Annotated in this window: 10 protein-coding genes and 1 pseudogene; 1 reads left to right on the forward strand and 10 read right to left on the reverse strand. The window is 75.7% G+C overall.

From position 1 onward, the window contains the following. The 3 genes and pseudogenes from ACZ7C5_RS05305 to ACZ7C5_RS05315 form a co-directional block, all read right to left on the reverse strand. Positions 1–1,298: pseudogene (locus ACZ7C5_RS05305) on the reverse strand (DHA2 family efflux MFS transporter permease subunit); the annotation flags it as partial. Then, positions 1,295–1,480, reverse strand: a complete 186-nt coding sequence (locus tag ACZ7C5_RS05310) for an MbtH family protein (protein WP_401084831.1) — start codon at positions 1,478–1,480, stop codon at positions 1,295–1,297. The pseudogene ACZ7C5_RS05305 and the gene ACZ7C5_RS05310, both read right to left, overlap by 4 nt. Beyond that, a complete protein-coding gene (locus ACZ7C5_RS05315) occupies positions 1,477–8,763 on the reverse strand; it encodes an amino acid adenylation domain-containing protein (RefSeq protein WP_470322024.1) in 7,287 nt (2,428 codons plus the stop codon). Before ACZ7C5_RS05315 ends, ACZ7C5_RS05310 begins: the two co-directional genes overlap by 4 nt. A 117-nt stretch (positions 8,764–8,880) precedes the next feature. Between ACZ7C5_RS05315 and ACZ7C5_RS05320 the strand changes: the two genes are divergently transcribed. Beyond that, positions 8,881–10,077, forward strand: coding sequence for an amidohydrolase (locus tag ACZ7C5_RS05320; RefSeq protein WP_470322025.1), 1,197 nt, complete (start codon positions 8,881–8,883; stop codon positions 10,075–10,077). Positions 10,078–10,188: 111 nt separating this feature from the next. Here the strand turns inward: ACZ7C5_RS05320 and ACZ7C5_RS05325 are convergent, their stop codons facing one another. The 7 genes from ACZ7C5_RS05325 to ACZ7C5_RS05355 form a co-directional block, all read right to left on the reverse strand. Beyond that, a complete protein-coding gene (locus ACZ7C5_RS05325; RefSeq protein WP_401084840.1) occupies positions 10,189–10,971 on the reverse strand; it encodes an AMP-binding protein in 783 nt (260 codons plus the stop codon). Continuing rightward, a complete protein-coding gene (locus tag ACZ7C5_RS05330) occupies positions 10,971–11,204 on the reverse strand; it encodes a phosphopantetheine-binding protein (protein ID WP_401084842.1) in 234 nt (77 codons plus the stop codon). Before ACZ7C5_RS05330 ends, ACZ7C5_RS05325 begins: the two co-directional genes overlap by 1 nt. Then, a complete protein-coding gene (locus ACZ7C5_RS05335) occupies positions 11,201–11,905 on the reverse strand; it encodes an isochorismatase family protein (RefSeq protein WP_401084844.1) in 705 nt (234 codons plus the stop codon). The genes ACZ7C5_RS05330 and ACZ7C5_RS05335 overlap by 4 nt, the downstream gene beginning before the upstream one ends. Positions 11,906–11,943: 38 nt before the next feature. Next, positions 11,944–13,623: a (2,3-dihydroxybenzoyl)adenylate synthase gene (locus ACZ7C5_RS05340; protein ID WP_401084846.1), complete on the reverse strand. Its 1,680-nt coding sequence runs from the start codon at positions 13,621–13,623 to the stop codon at positions 11,944–11,946. Continuing rightward, entirely contained in the window at positions 13,620–14,831 is a 1,212-nt protein-coding gene (dhbC, locus tag ACZ7C5_RS05345; protein WP_401085292.1) for an isochorismate synthase DhbC, read from the reverse strand. The genes ACZ7C5_RS05340 and dhbC overlap by 4 nt, the downstream gene beginning before the upstream one ends. Positions 14,832–14,961: 130 nt before the next feature. Then, positions 14,962–15,744 carry a 2,3-dihydro-2,3-dihydroxybenzoate dehydrogenase gene (locus ACZ7C5_RS05350; protein ID WP_401084848.1) on the reverse strand — a complete coding sequence of 261 codons (783 nt, stop codon included), beginning with the start codon at positions 15,742–15,744 and terminating at the stop codon, positions 14,962–14,964. 549 nt (positions 15,745–16,293) lie between these two features. Beyond that, positions 16,294–17,526, reverse strand: a complete 1,233-nt coding sequence (locus tag ACZ7C5_RS05355) for a CapA family protein (RefSeq protein ID WP_401084851.1) — start codon at positions 17,524–17,526, stop codon at positions 16,294–16,296. Positions 17,527–17,721 lie beyond the last annotated feature (195 nt).

Consider the following 17,721-nt stretch of genomic DNA (forward strand, 5'->3'; position numbering starts at 1 on the left):
CGGTACGGCCCGGCACCCGCGCCGTCGTCGACCGCGCCGATCAGCGCCGCCGTGGCGGCGATGCCGAGGGCGCCGCCGAGGGTGCGCAGGATGGTGAACAGGCCCATCGCACGGCCCATCGCAGGCGGTGGGACATCGGCGAAGCCGGCGATCTGCACGGTGAGGACGGCGGTGCCCAGGATCAGGCCGACGGCGAACATCAACGCCCTTACGGCCCACGGGTTCTCCGCGAAGCCGAGGGCGGCCAGCACCGCCGCCGCCAGCAGCAGCCCGGGCAGGGCGAGCCGGCGCGGGCCGAGCCGCGGCAGCAGGCGGTCCACCACCTGGGAGGCGGCCATCAGGCCGATCGCCTCGGGGAAGACGCTCAGCCCCGCGTCCAGCGCCGACGCGCCGCGCACGGCCTGGACGAGCAGCGGCAGCGCGAACAGCGCGCCCATCAGCCCGGCCGAGGTCAGCAGGGCCAGCCAGCTCGCGGCGCCGAAGGTGCGGTCGGCGAGCAGCCGCAGGTCCACCAGCGGTTCGGGTGCGCGGAGTTGGTGGCGTACCGCCGCTCCCAGCAGGGCCAGACCGAGCAGTCCGCCGATGGCCACCCCCGGCGAGGTCCAGCCGTGCGCCGGGCCGAAGCCCAGGGCGTAGGTCAGCAGGCCGAGGCCCGGGGTGGCGAGCAGGAAGCCGGTGGTGTCGAAGCGGCCGGCCGGCGGCTCCTCCTCGCCGCGCAGGCCGATCAGGCCGATGAGCACAGCGGCCGCCCCGATCGGCACGTTGACCAGGAACAGCCAGTGCCAGGAGAGGTGTTCGGTGAGGAAGCCGCCGAGCGGCGGCCCGAGGGCGGGCATCAGCGCGGTCGGGACGATCAGGAAGCGGCCCAGGCCGGCCCGCTCGTGCGGGGCGAAGGCCCGGAACAGCAGGGTCATCCCGACCGGGGTGAGCAGCCCTCCGGCCACCCCCTGGACGGCCCGGGCGGCCGACAGCGCGCCCAGTCCCGGTGCCGCCGCGCAGAGCGCGGAGACGAGGGTGAAGGCGGCGAGCGATCCGAGGAAGACCCGCTTGACGCCGTACCGGTCGCCCAGCCAGCCGGCCACCGGCAGGCCGAGGGCGAGGCCGACCAGGAAGGCGGTCTCCACGGCGTTGGCCGCCGAGACGGGCCGGCCGAAGTCCTCGGCGATGCTGAACAGCGCCGGGTTGACGATGGTCGAGTCCAGGCCGTTCATGCACATCGCGGCCGTGTAGACGACCACCACCGCGGCGCGCCCCGCGAGCAGGGGGCGCGCCGGGGTCCCGACCGCCGGAGGGGTCACAGGGTGGTCCAGTGCGCGCTGATCCACTCCAGGGCGGCCGCGCGCTCGCACGGGCCGTGGGCGACGCCCCAGCCGGCCGGGACGGCGGCGAAGGCGGGCCACAGGGAGTGCTGTCCCTCGGGGTTGACGAGCGCGAGGAACGCGCCGTCGGCGTCGAAGGGGTTGGCGGGGGCGTCACTCATCGGTGGTCTTCTCCATCGTCGGTCTTCTTCGGGAGGTCGGCGAGGTGGTCGGCGATCACGCTCGCGATGTGCGCGATCGGGGCGGGCAGGGTCATGTCCTTGTGGGAGCAGGCCACGTCGGTGTTGGCGATCAGACCGGACACGTACGGCTCCCAGAGTTCGGGCACCAGGGTCTCGTCGATGGTGTCGACGGTGGCGCGGAAGAACAGCACGTCGCCCTCGAAGCGGCGGTGGTCGTAGCCGCGCACCAGGTGGTTGGTGTTGAGGTAGATCTCGTTCAGCGCGGCCACGGTGGCCTCGTCGAGTCCGGCGAGCGGGCTGCCCTCGCGGCGCAGCACCTCGGTGACGGCGCCGAGTTCGAGCGGGAGCCCGTCCAGGTCCTCGGGCCCGAAGCCGCCCATGGTGAGCAGTGCCTCCAGGGCCTCGGCCCGGTCGGGGACGGGCAGTTCGCGGAAGCCCTCGGCCGGGTAGGCGTCCAGGACGGCGAGCAACTCGACGTCCTGGCCCAGCTCCTGGAGCCGGACGGCCACCGCGTGCGCGATGATCCCGCCGGTGGACCAGCCGAGCAGCCGGTACGGGCCCTCGGGCTGGACCTCGCGCAGCCGGTCCGCGTAGTGCGCGGCCAGCTCCTCCAGCGTCGCGGGCAGCGGGAGCCCTGCGGTGGCGGCGCCGACGCCCTGGGCCTGGAGGCCGTAGATCGGGATCTCGCCGGGCAGGTTGCGGATCAGGCCGGTGTAGCACCAGCTGAGGCCGCCGGCCGGGTGGACGGCGAACAGCGGGCGCTGCCGGCCGGGGGCGACGGGCCGCAGCGGGAGCAGTACGTCCAGGGCGTCGGCGTCCGGCGCGCCCGCCGCGAGGGCGGCGTCCAGGGCGGCCACGGTGGACGCCTGGAACAGCGCGCCGATGCCGACCTCAAGGCCGAGCACCTCGCGGATCCGTCCTGCGAGCCGCACGACCAGCAGCGAGTGCCCGCCGAGCGCGAAGAAGTCGTCCTCGACGCCGACCGCGGCCACCCCCAGCACCTCGGCGAACAGTTCGCACAGCTGCTGCTCGCGCGGGGTGCGCGGCGGGCGTCCGGCGCCCGCCACGGGGGCCTCGGGGGCGGGCAGGGCGCGGCGGTCGAGCTTGCCGTTGGCGGTCAGCGGAAGGCGGTCGAGCAGCACCACGGCGGAGGGCACCATGTGGACGGGCAGTCCGGCGGCGGCGTGGGCGCGCAGTTCCTCCGGCGTGGCGTCGGCCGCGACCGCGTAGCCGACCAGCCGCTTGTCCCCCGGGACGTCCTCGCGGACCACCACGGCGGCGTCGGCGACGGCCGGGTGGGCGGCCAGCACGGCCTCGATCTCGCCGAGTTCGATCCGGAAGCCGCGCAGCTTGACCTGCTGGTCGGCGCGGCCGAAGTACTCCAGCACGCCGTCGGTGCGGCGCCGGGCGAGGTCCCCGGAGCGGTACATCCGGGTGCCGCGCTCGCCGAACAGCCCGGCGTACGGGTCGGCGACGAACCGGGTGGCGGTCAGCTCGGGGCGGCCGAGGTAGCCGCGGGCCAGGCCCGCCCCGGCCACGTACATCTCGCCGGTGACGCCGGGCGGGACGGGCTGGAGGTGCTGGTCGAGGACGTAGACCCGCAGGTCGGGGATGTTGACGCCGATGGTGCTGCTGCTCCCGGCGGCGGCGCTCGCCCGGTCGAGGGCGACGTACGAGACGTGCACGGTGGTCTCGGTGATGCCGTACATGTTGACCAGCGTGGGCGCGTCCTCGGCGTGCCGGTCGTACCAGTCGTCCAGCCGGCCGAGTTCGAGCGCCTCGCCGCCGAACACCACGTAGCGCAGGGCGAGTTCGCTGCCGGGGCGGTCCCGGTCGGCGGCGCTCAGCTGGTAGAAGGCGGACGGCGTCTGGTTGAGCACGGTGACCCGCTCGCGGGCGAGCAGGTCGAGGAAGGCCGCCGGGTCGCGGCTGACCAGGTGCGGGACGACGACCAGCCGGCCGCCGTGCAGCAGGGCGCCCCACAGCTCCCAGACCGAGAAGTCGAAGGCGTAGGAGTGGAACAGCGTCCAGACGTCCTCGGCGCCGAAGCCGAACCAGTGGTCGGTGGCGCCGAACAGCCGGACCACGTTGTGGTGGGTGACCGGCACGCCCTTGGGCTTTCCGGTGGAGCCGGAGGTGTAGATGACGTACGCGGTGTCCTCGGCGCGCAGCGGGCGGGTGCGCTCGTGCTGCTCCAGCGGAGTGGCCGGGAAGGCGGCGGACTCGGGCCCGTCGACCAGGAGTTGCCGCACCTCGTGGGCGGGCAGCCGGGGCGCGGTGGCGCGGTCGGTGAGCAGGGCGGCGGGGGTGGCGTCGGCCAGCATGTAGGCGAGCCGGTCGGCCGGGTAGTCCGGGTCGAGCGGCAGGTACGCGGCGCCGGACTTGGCCACCGCCAGCAGGGCGACGACGAGGTCGAGCGAGCGGGGCAGGGCGAGCGCGACGATGGTGCCGGGGCCGATGCCCTCGGCGGCCAGCAGCCGGGCCAGCCGGTCGGCGCGGGCGGCGAGTTCGGTGTAGTCGAGCCACTCGTCCCGGTAGTTGACGGCGACGGCCTTCGGGTTGGCGGCGGCGGCCGCCTCGAACAGCTCGGGCAGGGTCGCGCTCGGGGCGGAGGTGACGGGGGCGCCGTTCCACTCGACCAGGGCGCGCAGCCGCTCCTCCTCGCCGATCAGCGGCAGCCGGCCGATCGGGGTGTCGGGGGCGCTCGCGGCGGCGGTGAGCAGCCGGGCCAGGCGCTCGCCGAGGGCGGCCACGGTGGTGGCGTCGAAGAGGTCGGTGCGGTACTCCAGGAAGCCGCCGATGCCGCCGCCGGGCAGCTCGCCGGCGTTGAGGGTGAGGTCGAACTTGGCGGTGCCGCTGGGGATCGCGGCGATGTCGGCGGTCAGGCCGCCGCCCAGCGCGACCCGCTCGTCCGGGCGGCTCTGCCAGGCGAGCATCACCTGGAACAGCGGGTGCCGGGCGAGCGAGCGGGCCGGATTGAGCGCCTCGACCAGCCGGTCGAAGGGCAGTTCGGCGTTCTCCTGGGCGGCGAGCACGGTGCCGCGGACCCGGGCCAGCAGCTCGCGGAAGGTGGGGTCGCCCGACGTGTCGGTGCGCAGCACCACCGAGTTGACGAAGTAGCCGACCAGCGCGGCCGTCTCCTCGTCCTCGCGGCCGGCCACCGGGGTGCCGACCGGGATGTCGGTGCCGCCGCCGTGCCGGCTGAGCAGGGCGGCGAGCCCGGCCTGGACGGCCATGAAGACGGTGCTCCCGGCGGCCCGGGCGAGCCCGGCCAGGGCGGCGTGCGCCTCGGCGCCGAGGGCGAAGGGCACGGTGTCGCCCCGGTGGCCCGCGACGGCCGGGCGGGGGCGGTCGAGGGGCAGCTCCAGCTGGTCGGGCAGTCCGGCGAGTGCGGCGCGCCAGTGCTCGGTCTGCCGGACGGCGAGCGGGCTGGGCGCGTCGGCGGTGCCGAGCCGTTCCCGCTGCCAGACCGCGTGGTCGGCGAACTGGAAGGCGAGCTGCCGCAGTTCGGGAGCCCGTCCGGCGATCCTGGCGGTGTAGGCGGTGGCCAGGTCGCGCAGCAGCGGGGTGGTGGAGGCGCCGTCGCCCGCGATGTGGTGGAGCAGCAGGAGGAGGGTGTGCCGCTCCGCGCCGTCGGCGACCCCGGCCATAGCGGATCCGGTGAACAGCGTGACACGCAGCGGCGGTTCGGCGGTCAGGTCGAAGGCGTGCCGGACGGCCTCGGACAACTCGGACGACTCGGCGGTGCCGTCGTGCAGTTCGACGGCCGCGGGCGGCAGGACGCGCTGGTACGGCGTGCCGTCCGGCTCCTCCCCGTAGACGGTGCGCAGCACCTCGTGCCGGGCGACGACGTCGCCGAGGGCGAGGGCGAGGGCGCTCCGGTCGAGCGGGCCGGTGAGGGTGAGCGCGAACGGGATGTTGTAGGTGGGGCTGGGGCCTTCGAGCCGGTGCAGGAACCAGAGGCCGCGCTGGGCGGGCGAGAGCGGCATCCGCTCGGTGCGCGGCACCGGCACCGGGGCGGGACGGCGCCCGGCCTCGGCGCCCTCGCCGCGGGCCTCTTCGAGCAGGGCGGCGAGACCGGCCGGGGTCGACTGCCGGAACACGTCGGCGAAGCCCACCGGGGCGGCGAAGGTGTCGCGCAGCCGGGCGGCGAGGCGGCCGGCGAGCAGCGAGTGGCCGCCGAGGTCGAAGAAGGAGGTGTCCCGTCCCGGCGCCTGCGGCAGGCCGAGGACCTCCGCGAACAGGCCGCAGACCAGCTCCTCCCCCGGCGTCGCCGCGGCGGCGCCCTCGGTGGTGGCGGCGGGCTCGGGCAGGGCTCGGTGGTCGAGCTTGTCGTGGCCGGTGCGCGGCAGTTCGTCCAGCAGCAGGACGGCCGCCGGGACCATGTGCGCGGGCAGCCGGGCGGCGAGCGCGGCGCGCAGCCCGTCCGGGTCCGGCGCGCTGCCGCTCCGGGGGACGGCGTAGCCGAGCAGGCGCTTGCCCTGCGGGCCGGGGCGGGCGATCACCACGGCCTGGGCGACGCCGGGCAGTTCGGCCAGGACGGCGGCGATCTCGCCGGGTTCGATCCGGAAGCCGCGGATCTTCACCTGGTCGTCGGCCCGGCCGAGGAACTCCAGGGTGCTCCCCCCGGCCCCGGGGCGGCGGCGGGCGAGGTCGCCGGTGCGGTACATCCGGCTGCCGGGCGGGCCGAAGGGGTCGGCGAGGAAGCGCTCGGCGGTGAGGTCGGGGCGGCCGAGGTAGCCGCGGGCCAGGCAGGCGCCGGCCACGTACAGCTCGCCGGTGACGCCGTCGGGCACGGGGCGCAGCGAGCCGTCCAGGACGTAGGCGCGGGAGCCGCGCACCACCCGGCCGTGCGGGGCGCCGTCCGGGCCCGGGGTCCAGGCGTAGGCGTCGACGGTGGTCTCGGTCGGGCCGTAGAGGTCGACCGGGTGGAGGCCGGGGACGGCGGTCAGGCGCTGCCAGAGGGCGGGCGGGGTGGCCTCGCCGCCGACCACGAGGACGGACGGGCGGTGCCGGCCCTCGTCCAGGATGCCCTCGGCGAGGAGGACTTCGAGGTAGGAGGGGGTGAGGTCGAGGTAGTCGATGCGCTCGCGGTCGAGGTGGGCGGCGAGGGCGGCCGGGTCGCGGTAGGTGGCGTCGTCCAGGAGGTGGAGCTCGTGGCCGTGGACCATCCAGAGCACCGGGTCCCAGGAGGCGTCGAAGGCGAACGAGGCGCTGTGGGCGACGCGCAGCCGCTCGCGGCCGGTGCGCCGCACGGCGGGGGCGATGTGGTCCTCGCCGAGGCCGGCGTGCAGGTTGGCCAGCGAGGCGTGGGTGACCACCACGCCCTTGGGACGGCCGGTGGAGCCCGAGGTGTGCAGCACGTAGGCGGGCTGGTCGGGTCGGGGGGCGGGCAGGGCGGCGGGCAGGGCGGCGGCGGGCAGGGCGGCGGCGGGCTCGTCGTCGGCGTCGTCCGGCCGGAGGGTGGGCAGGCCGGCGGGCAGGTCCAGTCCGGCGAGGGCCTCGGCGGTGCCGATCGCGCAGACCGGGCGGGCGTCGGCCAGCACGGCGGCCAGGCGCCCGGCCGGGTGGGCGAGGTCGAGGGAGACGCAGGCGCCGCCCGCCTTGAGGACGGCGAGCATCGCGACCAGGGTGCCGGTGCCGCGCGGCAGGGCGATCGCGACCGGTGCGCCGGCCCGGACGCCGAGGGCGGCCAGCCGGTGGGCGAGCCGGTCGGCGGCGTCGTCGAGCTGCCGGTAGGTCAGCGCGGCCGGGCCGGAGCGGACCGCGACGGCGTCCGGGGTGCGGGCGGCCTGGGCGGCGAACAGCTCGGGGACGGTCCGCTCGGCCGGGGGCTCGGTGCGGCCTTCGGTGGCGCGGCGCAGGCCGTCGGCGTCGAGCAGGTCGATCCGGGCGATCGGCGTCCGCGGGTCGGTGAGCAGCAGTTCGGCGAGGGCGTCGAGGTAGCGCAGCAGGCCGTCGCGGTGGGCGGCGAGGGAGGCGGTGCCGTGGCGGGCCGGGTCGGCGTCGATGGCCAGGCGCAGCGCGCCGTCGGGGCCGGGCGAGACGTTGAGGGCGAGGTCGTCGACCGGTCCTGCGGCGAGGTTGCGGACGGTGCCGGGCAGGCCGGCCAGGTCGAGGTCGCCCTCGAAGGCCTTGATGTTGACCATCGGGCCGAACAGGGCGCGGCGGTCGCCGGTGCGGCCGAGGTCGCGGCGCAGGTCCTCCAGCGGGTAGCGCTGGTGGCGGCGGACGGCGCGCAGTTCGCGGACCACCGCGCGCAGCAGCGTCTCGGCGCTGTCGGCGGGGCGGACGGCGAGGCGCAGCGGGAGCACGTTGGCGGCGGCGACGGGGGTGCGCAGGGCGGCCGGGCCGCGGCGGTTGGCGAGCGGCAGGCCGAGGACGACGTCCTGGGTGCCGGTCAGGCGGTGCAGGTAGCCGGCGGCGGCGGCGAGGAGCAGTTCGGCCCAGGTGGCGCGGACGGTGTCGGCGGCGAGCTCCAGGCGGCCGCGGGTGCCGGCGGGGAGGTCGACGGTGAGGCGGATCCCGGCGTCGGGGGCCTCGTCGGCGGTACCGGCGGAGGTACCGGCCGCGGGCTCGGCGGCGGGCTCGGGGGTGCCGGGGAGGGTCGCCGGGGTGTCGGCGCCGGCCATCCGGGCGGACCAGTGGGCGCGGTCGGCGGCGTACTCGGGGCCCTCCAGGTACGCGGCCTCCTCGGCGGCGGCCTCGGCGAGTGGGGCGAAGGGGCTCGGGGCGGGTTCGGTGCCGGCGGTGCGGGCCGTGTAGAGGGCGGCGACCCGCTCGCCGAGCAGCGTCAACGCGTAGGCGTCGACGGCGAGGTGGTGGATCCGGCGGTACCAGAGCCGGCGGTCGTCGGCGAGCCGGACGAGCGCGTGGGTGAACAGCGGGCCCTCGGCGAGGTCGGCCGGGCGGGCGAGGTCGGCGCGCATCCAGGCCTCGGCCTCGGCGGCCGGGTCGGCGGCGGCGTGCAGGTCGAGGCGGTGCAGCGGCCAGTCGCGGCCGGGGCGCAGCCGTTGGCGGGGCGTGCCGTCCGGGCCGGTGACGACGACGGTGCTCAGCGCGTCCGCCTCGGCCACGGCCTGCCTCAGCGCCTGCTCGAACCGGTCCTCGTCGAGCGGGCCGGTGATCTCGACGGCGTCGCCGGTGTTGTAGACCGGGCTGGCCGGGTCGAGCGCCTGGGCGTACCAGATGGCGGCCTGGGCGGCGAGCAGGGGGATGTCGTCGGTCTGGCTGTCGGCGATCTGGGTTTCGACGGCAGGCATGGGGTGGAGAGCTCCTCGGGGATCCGGAACGCCTTACTTAGGTTAGCCTAATCTAACTTCATATGATCTGGTCAACGGCCTCGCACGGCCGGGCCCCTGACACCCCGGAGGCGCCCCATGTCCCCGATCGAGCCGCTGCCGCAGGGCACCGGACCCACCGCCGCCAAGGAGGCCGTGCGCACGCGCGTCCTCGCCCTGCGGACGGAACTGCTCGCGCTCAGCCGGCGCATCCACGCCCACCCCGAGACCGCCTTCGAGGAGCACCTGGCGGCCGCCTGGTGCGCCGAACTGCTGCGCGGACACGGCTACTCGGTCACCGCGCCCGCGCACGGCCTGGCCACCGCGTTCGACGCGCGCCTCGGCAGCGGACCGGTCACCGTCGCCCTGGTCTGCGAGTACGACGCGCTGCCCGGGCTCGGCCACGCCTGCGGGCACAACCTGATCGCCGCCGCCGGGATCGGCGCGGCCCTCGGGCTCGCCCCGTACGCGGACGAACTCGGGCTCACCGTACGGGTGATCGGCGCGCCGGCCGAGGAGCGCGGGGCCGGCAAGGCCCTGCTGCTGGAGGCCGGGGCGTTCGACGGGGTGGACGCCGCGATGATGGTCCACCCCTGCCCGGTCGAGGTCGCCGACTTCCGCTCCTTCGCCCTCGGCACGCTGTCCGTCCGCTACACCGGGCGGGCCGCCCACCCGAGCCTCGACCCGCACCGGGGGCGCAACGCCGCCGACGCGCTCACCGTGGCCCAGGTCGCGATCGGGCTGCTGCGCCAGCAACTCCCCCCGCAGTGGCGGGTGCACGGCATCACCACGGCGGCCGGGACGGCGCCGAACCTGATACCGGACAGCGCGAGCGCCGAGTACGAGATCCGGGCCTCGGCGGCCGAGGACCTCGCCGAACTGCGCTCCCGGGTCGAGGACTGCTTCCGCGCCGGGGCACTCGCCACCGGGTGCGAGGTGGAACTGACCCGGCCCGAGCCCGACTACCTGGACATGCGCTCCGACCCCCGGCTGCTGGCCCTGTGGCGGGCCAACGCGGCGGCGCTCGGCCGGCCGGAGCCGGTCGAGAGCGGACCCTTCGCCTGTACGGACATGGGGAACGTGTCGCACGCGGTGCCGTCGATCCATCCGGTGCTGGACATCACGGGCGGCACCTGTGCTCCGCACGAGGCGGCGTTCGCCGAGGCGGCGCTGGGCGCGGAGGCGGAGCGGGCGGTGCTGGACGGCGCGGTGGCGATGGCCTGGACGGCGGTGGACCTGACGGTGGGCGAGGCGGCGGGCCGGGCAGCGGGCCTGGCGGCGGCCGAGCCGCGCTGACCGGCACCGACCGGCGGGTGACGGCCGACGGCCGACAACTTTCAGCGAACAGATGATGAAATCTGTCATCTGAAATCTGTTCGCTGAAAGTTGTCACTTGAAACCCGGCCCTCACCCGCCGAGCATCGCCCCGGGCGCGACCCGTACCGCCGTCACGCCCAGCTCCCGCACCAGCGTCCCGACCTCGCCCTCCCGCCACGGATCGGCGAGCACCACCGCGGCGCCCGTCCGCAGCGGCCACAGGTACTCCCAGAGCGGCAGGCCCAGGTGCAGCACCCGGTCGCCCGGGCCGAGCGGGTGGTCCGCCTGGAGCTCGCGCACCCGGCGGTCCGCCTCGGCGTGGGTGAGCCGGACGGCGGTCGGGCGCCCGCCCGGGCCGTACCCGACGCAGAGCAGGTGCTGCGGGGTCAGCGCCCTGGGCGGGTCGGTGGGCAGCTCGCCCGCCGTCTCCAGCCCGTCGAGCGCCCCCGGCACCCCCTCCCCCAGCACGCAGACCGGAGCGTTCTCCGCGAGCAGCCGCTCCCGCCGCCCCGGGGTGTCCGCCGGGTCCAGCGGCAGGTACGCCGCGCCCGACTTCACCACCGCGAGCAGCGTCGTCAGCAGCTCGGCCGGCCGGCGGGCAGGACCCAGGCCGACCACCGTGCCCGGACGGGCCCCGCGGGCGGCCAGGGCCCGCGCCAGCCGGTTCGCCGAGGCGTTCAGCTCGCGGTAGCTGACGGTCCCCCCGCCGGCGAGCACCAGCGCCGGCGCGTCCGGCGTCCGGGCGGCCTGCGCCTCGACCGGTCCCACCGCGGTGGTCGCCGGGTACCGCACCGTGCGTCTGGGCAGCGGCGGCAGCTCGGGCACCGTGGTCGGCGCCTCCCCCAGGACCGCCTCCCGGACCCCGGCGGCCATCACGCCGCACCCAGCAGCTCGGCCCAGGCCTCGATCGCCGGGCGCTCCGCGAGCTGGACGAAGGCCACCTCGGCCCCCTGCTCCTGCCAGCGCCCGGCGAGCGTCATCAGCCGGATGGAGTCCAGCCCCCAGTCGACCAGGTTCTCGTCCAGCGGGATCTCCGCCGGGTCCTCCCCGAGCAGGTCGGCGACCTCGGCCCTGATCCGCTCCACCGTGAAGCCCACGCCCGTCACTTCCCGCCCACCCCTTCGAGCACATCGACATCCGAACCACTCGCGGCGCCGACCGGCTCCGCGGTCACGCCCAGCGCCCCGAGCACGGCCCGCGCCGTGTCGACCATCCCGCAGCGCCCGGCCACCCAGGCCAGTGCGCCGCGGTGCTCCTCCGGGCCGAAGTCGGCGACCGCGTCGGCCACCACGAAGGCCTGCACGTCCCGCATCCAGGCGTCGCAGGCGGTGGCCTGGACCCCGATGTGCGCGTACACCCCGGTGATCACCAGCTGGTCCCGCCCCTGCTCGCGCAGCAGCCGCTCCAGCTCGGTGCGCACGAAGGCGCTGTACTTCCACTTGGTGAGCACGGTGTCGCCCGGCGCCGGGGCGACGGCGTCGGCGATCGCGGTGGCCCGCGGGTCGTCCGGGATGCCGGGGCCCCAGAAGTCCTGCTGCAGCCCGCGCTCGGCCGGGCTCTGCCCGCCGAGCTGCGCCGAGTACACGACCGGGACGCCGGCGGCGCGCGCCGCGTCGGCCAACGCCGCGACGTTGTCGAGGAGTTCGGGCACCGGGGCGGCCTCGGCGTCGTAGGCGCCCAGGAAGTGGTTCTGGAGGTCGTGCACCAGCAGGACGGCGCGCGCCGGGTCCACCGTCCAGGCGACCCGGTTGGCGGGCAGTTCCTCGGCGGCGGGCATGGGATAGCGGGGAATGCGGGGCAGGCCCACGGTGGTGTTCCTTAACTGGAGGGCGGTGGCCGACGGGATCAGCCGGCGGTCAGGGAGGCCGCGATCGCGGCGCGCAGGTCCTTCTTGCTCACCTTCCCGATCCCGGTGGCCGGAAAGGCCGCGACGAACTCGACCCGGTCGGGCACCTTGTACTCGGCGAGCCCGCGCTGCCGCACGAACCGCTTCAACTCGACGCCCTTCGGGGGTTTCTCACGGTTCTCGGCACGCAGCACCACGTAGGCACAGGTGCGCTCGCCCAGGTACGGGTCGGGCATCGACACCACCGCCGCGTCGTGCACCGCGGGGTGCGCGAGCAGGTGGTTCTCGATCTCCTCGGCGGCGACCTTCTCGCCGCCCCGGTTGATCTGGTCCTTGGCCCGCCCCTCGACCACCAGGTGGCCGGTCGGGGTGCGCCTGACCAGGTCCCCGGTGCGGTAGAAACCGTCCGCGGTGAAGGAGCCGGCGTTGTGCCCGGGCGCGTTCCAGTAGCCGCGGATGGTGTAGGGGCCGCGGGTGAGCAGGTGGCCGGTGGCACCGTCGGGCAGGTCCCGGTCCTGGTCGTCCACCACCCGGACCTCGTCGTCCGGCGAGATCGGCCGGCCCTGGGTGGTGGTGATCAGCTCCTCCGGGTCGTCCAGCCGGGTGTAGTTGACCAGCCCCTCGGCCATCCCGAACACCTGCTGGAGCGTGCAGCCCAGCACCGGGCGTACCCGCCGGGCCGCCTCCTCGCTGAACTTGGCGCCGCCGACCAGCAGCACCTCCAGGCTCTCGTACCCGCGGACACCGCGCTCGGCGGCGTCCATCCAGAGCAGGGCGAGCGGAGGCACCAGCCCGGTGATGGTCACGCCCTCGCGCTCGATCAGCGGGAAGGCCGTCTCCGGGGCGGGCTGCGGGCAGAGCACCACCCGGCCGCCGGCGTACAGCGTGCCGAGCGAACCCGGCGAGCTGAGCGGGAAGTTGTGGGCGGCGGGCAGCACGCACAGGTACACGCTGTCCGGGTCCTGCCCGCACAGTTCGACCGAGCCGCGCAGCGAGTAGATGTAGTCGTCGTGGGTGCGCGGGATCAGCTTCGGCACGCCGGTGCTGCCGCCGGAGAGCTGGAGGAAGGCGACGTCCCCGGGGCCCGGCTCCCCGCCGAAGGCCTCGGGCCCGGGCCCGTCGCAGGGCACGTCGGCGAGCCGGACGTGCTCCCCCGGGTCCTCCCCGGCCACCAGCACCAGACGCAGCGCGGGATTCTCCGACCGTACCCGGGTGGCGAGTTCGCGGTAGTCGTGGCCGCCCTCGACGGCCGGCACCACGTACGCGGCGGCTTCGGTGAAGGAGCAGAAGTACCCGATCTCGGTGTACCGGTGGGCGGGCAGCGCGAAGACCGGCAGCGCGCCGATCCGGAACAGCGCGAAGACGACCTCGAAGAAATCGGCGGCGTTGGGCAGCTGGACCACCACGCGGTCCCCGGCCCGGATGCCGCGGGCGAGCAGTCCGGCGGCCATCCGGTCGGCCCTGCGGTCGAGTTCGGCGTACGTCCAGCGCCGCTCCGCCGAGGCGACGGAGTGGCCGCCCGGGTCGACGACGGCGATCCGCTCACCGTGGGCGGCGGCGCGCTCGCGCAGCATCCGCCCGAAGGTCTCGCCGCGCCAGTACCCGGCGGCCCGGTAGCGCTCGGCGAACTCGGCTGGGTACGGGGTGAATCCTGCGAGAACGGTCTCCAGCGGCGTCACCGGGCCACCCCCGCGGCATCCAGGAAGGTGCGGAACTTGGCGCTGGTCTCGGCGAGTTCGGCCTCCGGCCGGGACTGCTCGACCACCCCGGCGCCGGCGTACACCCGCAGGGTGCGCTCCTCCGCCTCCGCGCAGCGGATGGTGACCACCCACTCGCCGTCGCCGCTCGCGTCCTCCCAGCCGACCATGCCGGTGTAGAGGCCCCGGTCGAACGGCTCGACCTCGCCGATCACCCGGCGCGCGACGTCCGTCGGCGTGCCGCAGACCGCCGGGGTGGGGTGCAGCGCGCAGGCCAGCTCCAGGGCGGAGACGGCGGGGTCGGCCAGCTCGCCGCGGATCGTGGTGGCCAGGTGCCACATCGCCGCCGTCCGTACCAGGGTGGGCCGTTCGGGCACCTCCAGGGTGCGGCAGTACGGCGCCAGCGCCTCGCGGATGGCGTCCACCACGACGGCGTGCTCGTGCAGGTCCTTGGGCGACTCCAGCAGCGCGGCGGCGCGCCGGACGTCCTCGCCGAGGTCCTCGCTGCGCGGCACCGAGCCGGCCAGCGGGTTGGCAAGGACGACCGTTCCCCGCCGGGAGAGCAGGAGTTCGGGGCTGGCACCGATCAGGGTGCGACCCTCGCCGGCCGGGACGGCGAAGGTGTAGCCGCCCGGGTCCCGGCGGGCCAGCCGCTGGAGGATGGCGGGCAGGTCGAACGGCTCGGCGGCGCTCAGCTCCAGCGTCCGCGCCAGCACCACCTTGCTCAACTCCCCGCCGCGCAGCCGCTCGACGGCCTCCGCGACGCCGGCACCGTACGCCTCGGGCGCGGGCACCGGGCGGATCCGCCAGTCGGTCCGCTCGGCCCGCGGCGCGGGCAGGGCGATCAGCGGGTCGTCACCCAGGGCCCCCGCGGTGCGGACCCTGGCGGGGACGGCGAGTTCGACCCGGCTGTCCCGGTCGAACGCCACCGCGCCCACCACCAGGGGCCGTTCGACCCCGGCCTGGCCCGCCTCGGCCAGTGTCTCGGCGACCCGTACGGGCAGCGGACGCCCGTCCTGCGGCACCCGGGCGTGCACGCCGGAGCCGAGCAGGGTGCGGGTCGGCGAGGCGAAGAACGCCTCGTCGGAGCCCGCCCGGTACTGGCCGAGCAGTCCGCTGGCCGCACCGATGACGGCGTGGTCCTGGCTCCCGGCAAGGGAGTTCGCCGGGGCCCCGGGCCCGGCGGGTATCGGGCCGGCAGGGGCGTGGTGCACCGTGGTCACGGTGGTTTCTCCAGTCTGGGACGGTTCTTCGGGAAGGCGAGGAGGAGGGACGGGCGGACGAGCGGGCGGACGGACGGACGGGCGCGAGCGGTACGGCTCAGGCGCGCAGGGTCGCGCCGCCGTCGACGTACAGGTCGTGCATGGTGATGTGCCGCGCCCGTTCGGAGGCCAGGAACACCACGGCTTCCGCGATGTCGGCGGGCGCGGCGATCCGCCCGAGCGGGATGCCGACCCGCCAGGCGCTCGGATCGCCCTCGATCACCCGGCGTTCGGCCGCCTCGGCGTCCTCGCCCCACAGCGCGCGCTGCATCTCGGTGTCGGTCGAGCCGGGCGACACCACGTTGCACCGCACCCCGGACCTGGCCAGTTCCAGCCCCAGGCAGCGGGTGAACATGGTGGCCGCCGCCTTGGACGCCGCGTAGGCGGCCATCCCGGCCCGCGGCACACCGGCGGCGTTGGAGCCGACGGTCACGATCGCCCCGCGCCCGCGGGCCGCCATCAGACGGCCGACGGCGCGGCCGGTGTGGAAGACGCCGGTGGTGTTGACGGCGAAGGTGTCCGCCCAGTCGACGTCGGTGAGTTCGACGACCGGAGCGGTGCGCAGGATTCCCGCGACGTTCACCAGCGTGGCGATCGGGCCGAGCCGGCCCTCGATCGACTCCACGGTGTCGGCCACGGCCCGGGAGTCGGAGACGTCCAGGACGTACGGGCGCACGGACGGAAGCTCGGCGGCCAGGGCTTCGAGCGCACCGGGGTTGCGGTCCACCGCGGCGACAACGGCACCCTCGGCCGCCAGCGCCCGGGCCACGGCCGCACCGATGCCCTGCCCGGCCCCGGTGACCATGGCGACGGCACCGGCGAATTCGGACTGTTGCTGCACAGGACATCCCCTCCGACCAGCAAGATTAGGCTAGGCTAACCTAACACAGCTGTTCGCCCGCGCCGAGAGTCTGTGCGAACGTCAACTCACTCCGGGGGCCTCGCACCGGACGCCCCGCACCGGATTCCGAACCCGGATTCCGGCACCCGGTCGGTGCCGGGTCGGGGTGCGGACCCGCCGCACGTCGCCGTCCGGGAGACCGAGGAGGGCACCGCGGCTCCTACGGCAGGCGGCTCGCGAGGGTCAGGGCGCAGACGCCGACCGGCAGGCCTGCCGGCTCCATCGGCTGAAAGCCACAGAAGTCCGGCACGGCTGGGGAGTTGTACTCACGGACGGTCGGGGAGCCGTGGCCGTGGCGCTCCCCCACCGTGGTCCGACACAGTGTTCCGACGGCCGGGTGGTTCCTCGGCCTCGGCACAGAGGCGGGCGCGCTTCGAGGGGTGGTGGCCTCGGGCTCCCGGGTCCCGGTGGGCGGCGGGGGCGGCGTCAACCTCGACGGGGGCGCAGCCGGTCGGTCGTCAGTTCCCGGTGTCCGCCCACGGCGGCACCCTAGCGCGGTGCGGCGGGGGTGGTCGCAGCCTTCGCCGGGCCCGAAGGGGCCTTCGTGGGGGCCGTGGACGGGGGAGCGGTGGGAGTCGTCTGATCGGCGGTGCCGGGAGCCCCCGGTGCCGGGGCGAGCCCGGTGCAGCCGCGCAGGCCGTCGCGGCGCTTGAGGGCGGCCTCGGCGGTGGCGCCGGTGACCGGTTCCGGGATGCCCTTGTCGTCGATGGTGGCCGGGGTGAACGCCTCGCCGGTCACCTTGCCGTCGGCGGTGAGGGTGAGGGTGGTGACGCCGGTCTCGTTGGAGTTGGCGTAGTTGGAGGTGCCGTACCAGAGGAAGTTGCCGAAGCCGTACCCGATGTAGGTGTTGCCGAGCATGCCCGAGCCCACCATGGTGTGCGCGTGGGTGCCGACCACGGCGGTGGCGCCGGCGGTGGCGAGCTTCTTGGCGATGGTGGTCTGCGGACCGGTCGGACAGGCCTTGCCCTCGTCGCCCCAGTGCAGGTAGACGAGCACCACCGGAGCCTGCTGCTTGGCCGTCTCCACCGCCTTGACCAGCGCCGGGACGTCCAGTGCCGAGGCGATGCCCGGCTTGTTGGCGCCCGCCCGCCACTTCTGGTTGGTGAGGTCCTCGACCTGGCTGGCGGCGACCACCGCGACCTTCACCCCGCGCACGGTGGTGACGTACGGCGCGTACGCCTCCTTGGCGTTGCGCCCGACGCCGACCACCGGGATCGGCGAGGAGTCCTTGGCGGCGAGGGTGTCGGTGAGGCCGTCGGCGCCGAAGTCCACGGCGTGGTTGTTGGCCATCGAGACGACGTCGACGCCTGACTCCTTGAGCGCCGGGAGCGCCTTGGGTGAGGTGCGGAAGGTGTACGTCTTCGGCTCGGGGGCACCGCGCCCGGTGATCGCGGTCTCCAGGTTGAGGACGGACAGGTCGGCGTCGGCCAGGGTGCGGGAGATCGGGCCGAGCGCCGGCTCCCCCGGCTGGACGGCCAGCCGGGCCTCGGTGCGGCCCTCGAAGTGGACGTCCCCGGCGAAGGCCACGGTGATGGTGCCGTCGGGCCGGGGCGGGGCGTTCTTGCCCGGGGCGGTGCCGGAGGGCGAGCCGTCCGTCGCCGAGGACTCGGTCGGCGGGGCGGGTGCGGCGGAGGCCGGGGCCGGGTCGGGGTCGTCCGGCCCACAGGCGGCGACGGCGGTCAGTCCGACGAGCAGCGCGACGGTGGCCGCGGCACGGCGCATGAGTGAAGTCCCCCCGAGGATGATCCAAGAGCGGTCAGCCTACGCCACCGAATCACCACCTCCCGGACCCGATCCCACAACATTCCGGCCACAAAAGGGCGCTGGCGGACGCGGCCCCGTGACGCCGCGCGAACCCGGCCCGGACGGCTGTCCCGGCCCGCCGTACCCCGTCCGGGACCACTGCCCTGGCCCGCC

This window comes from Kitasatospora sp. NPDC036993 (assembly GCF_055607525.1).

Bases quoted from the DNA above. Each gene is read 5' to 3' on its own strand.
- ACZ7C5_RS05310 (WP_401084831.1), bottom strand. From the start codon at position 1,480: ATGAGTGACGCCCCCGCCAACCCCTTCGACGCCGACGGCGCGTTCCTC.
- ACZ7C5_RS05325 (WP_401084840.1), bottom strand. From the start codon at position 10,971: ATGGCCGCCGGGGTCCGGGAGGCGGTCCTGGGGGAGGCGCCGACCACG.
- ACZ7C5_RS05320 (WP_470322025.1), top strand. From the start codon at position 8,881: ATGTCCCCGATCGAGCCGCTGCCGCAGGGCACCGGACCCACCGCCGCC.
- ACZ7C5_RS05315 (WP_470322024.1), bottom strand. From the start codon at position 8,763: ATGCCTGCCGTCGAAACCCAGATCGCCGACAGCCAGACCGACGACATC.
- ACZ7C5_RS05355 (WP_401084851.1), bottom strand. From the start codon at position 17,526: ATGCGCCGTGCCGCGGCCACCGTCGCGCTGCTCGTCGGACTGACCGCC.